Origin of the sequence: Pseudomaricurvus albidus (assembly GCF_018863235.1) — a bacterium.
Classification (GTDB): Bacteria; Pseudomonadota; Gammaproteobacteria; order Pseudomonadales; family Cellvibrionaceae; genus Pseudomaricurvus; species Pseudomaricurvus albidus.
This window is the reverse complement of sequence record NZ_JAHKRS010000028.1, coordinates 1-776: the sequence shown is the minus strand read 5'-3', so window position 1 is coordinate 776 and position 776 is coordinate 1. Positions and strand designations below refer to the sequence as shown.

Here is a 776-nt window from a genome sequence, read left to right as displayed (position 1 = left end):
CATCGCCTCTAACTGCCTAGGCATCCACCGTGTGCGCTTAGTCGCTTGACCATATAACTCAAGCAACTAGATGTTGCGACTTACAATATTTGATAACTTCATTTATTGTTAACATGATTCCGGTAAAACCAGAACACACCAACAACAAACAAGCGTTCTCTATTGCAATCGAAAAAATGACAATTTTACGCCGGACAGGTATGTATCAAATAAAGACTACACACTTGAATTTACTCAGCATTGTATTTAAACAACTTTACATTCCACCTTGTTAAAGAACTTCTGATGGTAAACATCAGAAAGTTGCTGTCTCGTACTTCATGCCGACTACTCATCTGGCTCGAAACAACAAGTTTCTGAAATCTACTTGCAATGAATATTTGGGAACCACCTCAGGAAGAAAGTGGTGGAGCTATGCGGGATCGAACCGCAGACCTCCTGCGTGCAAGGCAGGCGCTCTCCCAGCTGAGCTATAGCCCCAATAATTTCTTTAAAAGAAATTGGTAGGCCTGGGCAGACTTGAACTGCCGACCTCACCCTTATCAGGGGTGCGCTCTAACCAGCTGAGCTACAGGCCTATAATCGAACCGGTCGTTTATCACGGCCAGTTACAGGCGTAACCACGACTGGTATTCACTGCAATCAGACTAATCAAGCAATGCGTGTGAGCACTTACGAAACGGATGCGATATCGTTTAAGGAGGTGATCCAGCCCCAGGTTCCCCTAGGGCTACCTTGTTACGACTTCACCCCAGTCATGAATCACTCCGTGGTGA

2 tRNA genes and 1 rRNA gene are annotated in these 776 nt (G+C 45.4%); all 3 read right to left on the bottom strand.

The window, feature by feature from the left end:
* Positions 1-404: 404 nt before the first annotated feature.
* Positions 405-480 (bottom strand) — tRNA-Ala (locus tag KOI40_RS18275).
* A gap of 21 nt (positions 481-501) precedes the next feature.
* A tRNA-Ile gene (locus KOI40_RS18270) sits at positions 502-578 on the bottom strand.
* Between the two features lie 118 nt (positions 579-696).
* A 16S ribosomal RNA gene (locus tag KOI40_RS18265) occupies positions 697-776 on the bottom strand; the annotation flags it as partial.